The sequence below is a fragment of the Variovorax sp. P4_D9 genome, assembly GCF_056401695.1.
Genome location: NZ_JBFUIU010000709.1, coordinates 1 through 4,484, shown reverse-complemented (window position 1 = coordinate 4,484; position 4,484 = coordinate 1). Strand labels below are relative to the sequence as shown.

The following is a 4,484-nucleotide window of genomic DNA, read 5'->3' as shown; positions in this document are numbered from 1 at the left end:
ATGTCGCGGAAGAAGCGCTCGACCATGTTCAGCCACGACGCGCTGGTGGGCGTGAAGTGCATGACGAACCGCGGGTGCTTGGCCAGCCAGGCTTGAACCTCCGGGTGCGTGTGCGTGCCGTAGTTGTCCACGATCAGGTGCAGCTGCAGGTGCTTGGGCGTCTTGCGCTGGATCAGGCGCAGGAACTTYAGCCACTCCTCGTGCCGGTGTTGCTGCTGGCACATGGAGATCACGGTGCCGTCCAGGGTGTTCAAGGCGGCGAACAGCGTGGTCGTGCCGTGGCGCTTGTAATCGTGGGTGACGGTGCCGGCGCGGCCTTTCTTCATCGGCAATCCTGGCTGGGTGCGGTTGAGCGCCTGGATTTGACTTTTTTCGTCGCAGCTGAGCACCAGGGCGCGCTCGGGCGGGTTCAGGTACAGCCCCACGACGTCCAGCAGTTTGTCCTCAAAGCGCGGGTCGCGCGAAAGCTTGAAGCTGCTCTGGCGATGCGGCTTCAGGCCGTTGCGCTGCCAGACGCGGCGGATGGTTGTCGGCCCCACCCCGAGCTGCGCGCCGCCAGCGTGCGCGTGCTCCAGTGCGTGGCGGCGATCGGCCTGTCGTGAAGCGTCTTGTCCACGATGCTCGATTCAAGCTCGGCGGTCACGCTGGGGGTGCGCCCGGGGCGCGGCGCATCGTGCCTCAGGGCCTCCACCCCGCCGTCCAGGAAGCGCTGGCGCCTATCCGCTCGAAGTGATGCTCACCTGCGTGCGCTGGTATGCAGCCTACCCGCTGAGCCTTCGTCACATTGAGGAAATGATGCAAGCGGATCCTTGCACGTTCGCAGGCCACGTGACCCTGGCCGGACCCTGGCCGGACAGGGAGATGGCCCAGAAGCGCTGTGACCGCGCATGCAGCACGTCGAGGATGTCCTGCAGGATCGCATCGCGGGCGGCCGCGCCGATGAGTTCATGAAAGCGCCGATCGGCATTCATGAGCGCGACCGATTGGTGCTTGCTCGCCGCCTTCTCGAAGTCCATCGCCGCGGCACCGAGTTCGCGCAGTTCGGCTTTGGTGATGGCGGAGGCCGCAGGTCGCATGCACAGCATCTCGTTGGCCAGCCGGACCTCGGGACCTGCGTGTTCATCAAGCTAACGGTGGCGTGCAACGCACGCGCCGACGCCACCTCCCCTCGATTGAGGTGAAATTCCTTGCGACATTCGGGCGGATATGAGGTCTGACCGAACGTCGAATATGATCCTGAACAGAGCCTGAACAGATCCTGACCTGATGTTGAACGATAGAACTACCCCCAATGCATGCGAGAACCAAGAACAATTTCCTGACCTTCGGAGCGCCGCTGATCGAGGACGACGACATCGCGGCAGTCGAGGCGGTCATGCGTTCCGGCTGGCTTGGAACGGGCCCGCTGGTGGCCCGGTTCGAGCATGCTTTTGCCCGATATCGCGGTGCCGACCATGCCATGGCGGTGAATTCGTGCTCCGCCGCACTTCATCTTTCGCTGCTGGCGTCGGGCGTAGGGCCGGGAGACGAAGTGATCACCACTCCGCTGACCTTCTGCGCGACGGCCAACGCCATCATTCATGCTGGCGCCACACCGGTGCTGGCTGACATCGATCCCGAAACCCTGAACATCGACCCAGAGCAGGTGCGTGCCAGGCTCACCGGGCGCACCCGGGCCATCGTGCCGGTCCACTTCGCGGGGCGGCCTTGCGAAATGGACGCATTGATGTCGATCGCGCAAGTGCACGGCCTCAAGGTCATCGAGGACTGTGCGCATGCCATCGAGACCGTATACCATGGCCGCTCCGTCGGCACCATTGGCGACTTCGGCTGCTTTTCGTTCTATGTGACCAAGAACATCGTCACGGGCGAAGGGGGAATGGTCCTGACCCGTAGCGAGGACGCCGCTGCCCGGATCAAGGTGCTCGGCCTGCACGGCATGACCAAGGACGCATGGAAGCGCTTCGGTGACGACGGCTACAAGCACTACCATGTCGTCGAGGCGGGGTTCAAGTACAACATGATGGATCTGCAGGCCGCAATCGGCCTCGGGCAACTGGAGCGCGTGGAGCCCTACTGGCAGCGGCGCAAGGCCATCTGGGAGCGTTACTGCGAGGAACTGGCCGAGCTTCCATTGACGTTGCCGCCACAACCCGCGCCGAATACGCGCCACGCCCACCACCTCTTCAGCGTGCTGATCGATGAGGCGCGCTGCGGCATATCGCGCGACGCCTTCCTCGACGCGATGACCGCGCGGGGCATCGGCGTCGGGGTGCACTATCTGGCGCTGGGTGAACACCCCTACTACCAGCGAAGCCTCGGCTGGCGTCCGGAAGACATGCCTCATGCCATGCGCGTCGGCAGGCAGACCGTCTCGCTGCCGATCTCGGCCAAGCTCAGCGACAAGGACGTGAGCGACGTGATTCACGCCGTGAAGGATGTCCTCACGCATCGATCTGCGCGAGAGGCGCTTCCCGCATGCTGATTTCCATCCTCATCCCAGCCTATGCGCGGCCTGCGCAACTGGCCGAGGCGTTGGCCAGCATCGCGCTGCAGGACCGCTCCCTGATCGGCGAGATCATCATCGGAGACGACAGCCCGCCCGAGTTCTGGGCTCGCAACCAGGAGGTCATCGCTGCGAGCGGCCTGGGGTCGCTCGTTGAATACATCCCGAGCGCGCCCCCCAAGGGCACTTATCCCAACCAGTGGTTCCTGGGCGCGCGGGCGAAGTGCGACCATTTGCTGTTTCTTCACAACGACGACAAGCTCTGTCAGGGCGCGCTGCAATCGCTGGCGGCCGCTTGTGCCACGGAAAACGACTCGCGCGTGAAGCTATGGTTCGGTAGCCAGCTGATCATGGACGAAACGGGCCGCGTCGACCCGGCGAAGTCCGAGGCGAGCGATCGCTGGTACGGTAGGCAGGGACCGAGCACAACGCGGCCGGTGTGGGAGTGGTGCCTGACGGAGGCCATTCCCAACAACGCCTTCCTGGTGGAGAAAGAGGCCTATCTGGCCCACATGCGCGGCGAGCGTGACGGCAACGTCGGGGACTGGGCCTTTTCGGTCCGCCTTGCCAACAGCGGCGCGTGGGCGCGCTTCAATGCCGAGAAAGTTTCGCTTTACCGTGTGCAATCCGGATCGGTCACCAACTCGGGCCGCGGCGTGGATGTCCACCGGGCCTTCGAGGCCGCCCGGCAGTTGCGCGTTCCTCCGCAGATGGAGGTGGCCAAGCGCGATCGGTTCTACCAACACATGCTGATCGTGGCCGGCCGCTATGCGCGCGATGGAGAACGGCTGAACGCCTGGCGCTGCCTGGCTTCCCCCCATCTCAAGTGGCACCGGAGGTTCTCCGTGCGCGGCGCGTTCGTGCTGCTGATGATCCTGACGCCGCGCCCGGTGTGGAACTGGGCGCTGACCTACAAGAATTGATCCGGCGCGTGTCGTCGAGCTTCTGCTGAAGGCGCTCGGCGACGCGCGTTCCCGAGTTGATCGAAGACGGAGCCAGTGAGCTGCCCGGCGCGTTTCGACTCCTTGCGCAGCGTCTTTTAGACCACCTCAAGGATCTGGATGGACAGGTCGATGAACTTGAGGCGAAGATTCAGACATGGCATCGCAGCAATGACCTCAGCCGTAAGCTCGCCCAACTTTCAGGAATAGGGCCGATCACGGCCCGCGCGCTGGTCGCATCCAACTCGGACACGCGAGAACCTTCGCTGGTGGTCGCGAGGTCGTGCCCGGCTGGGCCTCGTCTCAAGGCAGCATTCCTCGGGTGGCAAGACCAACTTGCTGGGCACGAGCAAGTCAGTATGACTCCCGGCGGCTGTGGCTGACCACCGCGCGAGACAGCGCGGACTAGCATGGTGCCAGAGCCGCATTGGGTGGGATCGCGCGACCCCTAGCCAACGAACCTTTCAACTCGGAGGTCAGCATGGAAGACGATAGCACTTTGTACGTTGGTCTGGACGTCCACAAGGATTCGAACACGGTGGCATCCGCCGCAGGCTTGGGTGAAGTGGAACTGTTTGGCAAGATCGGAAGCACGGACGCCGGACGACCACCCCTCAACACAGACCTCCGATCCACCCTCACGAGAAACGCAATACCTTGAACTCCAACCCCATCAACCCCAGTCCCGAACTCGCCCCGCAATTGAAGCTCCTGCGGCTCTCGGGCTTCCTGGATTCGCTCGAATCGCGCAACCGTCAGGCCATCCAAGGCAAGCTGGCCTTCACCGAGTTCCTTGCCATGACGTCCTGCTGGAGCCAGCATCTCCATGAAGGAGAATGCCGATCGGTGGATTGGGGGAGGCGAAGGACTCCTGAGCTCTGGTCCACTCCATTGACCGAGGTTCGCCTATGACCGACCAATGGCAGCTAATTTTCCTAGCGGCGAGCGAATATGAATCCTTTGCGGAGGATTGGAACCAGCTGGTCATGCGCGTGCGGCGTGGCGCGGCAGTCGATCCTTCCGAATGGAGGTGGAGG

The 4,484-nt window shown here is 63.5% G+C and carries 3 protein-coding genes and 4 pseudogenes; 5 read left to right on the top strand and 2 right to left on the bottom strand.

The genetic code is table 11. From position 1 onward, the window contains the following. Window positions 1-715: pseudogene (locus AC1DY5_RS43225) on the bottom strand (IS630 family transposase); the annotation flags it as partial. A gap of 64 nt (window positions 716-779) precedes the next feature. Then, entirely contained in the window at window positions 780-1,076 is a 297-nt protein-coding gene (locus tag AC1DY5_RS43220; protein ID WP_478120566.1) for an FCD domain-containing protein, read from the bottom strand. Window positions 1,077-1,291: 215 nt separating this feature from the next. On the opposite strand from AC1DY5_RS43220, the gene AC1DY5_RS43215 reads away from it, so the two are divergent. From AC1DY5_RS43215 to AC1DY5_RS43195, 5 genes and pseudogenes are all read left to right on the top strand, one after another. Further along, window positions 1,292-2,485: a DegT/DnrJ/EryC1/StrS family aminotransferase gene (locus AC1DY5_RS43215; RefSeq protein WP_478120565.1), complete on the top strand. Its 1,194-nt coding sequence runs from the start codon at window positions 1,292-1,294 to the stop codon at window positions 2,483-2,485. Next, complete coding sequence (locus AC1DY5_RS43210; protein ID WP_478120564.1) at window positions 2,479-3,429, top strand: glycosyltransferase family 2 protein; 951 nt, start codon at window positions 2,479-2,481, stop codon at window positions 3,427-3,429. Before AC1DY5_RS43215 ends, AC1DY5_RS43210 begins: the two co-directional genes overlap by 7 nt. 38 nt (window positions 3,430-3,467) lie before the next feature. Then, window positions 3,468-3,801, top strand: a pseudogene (locus tag AC1DY5_RS43205) (transposase); the annotation flags it as partial. Between the two features lie 127 nt (window positions 3,802-3,928). Beyond that, window positions 3,929-4,042, top strand: a pseudogene (locus tag AC1DY5_RS43200) (IS110 family transposase); the annotation flags it as partial. 77 nt (window positions 4,043-4,119) lie between these two features. Next, window positions 4,120-4,248 (top strand): annotated as a pseudogene (locus tag AC1DY5_RS43195) (IS21-like element helper ATPase IstB); the annotation flags it as partial. Window positions 4,249-4,484 lie beyond the last annotated feature (236 nt).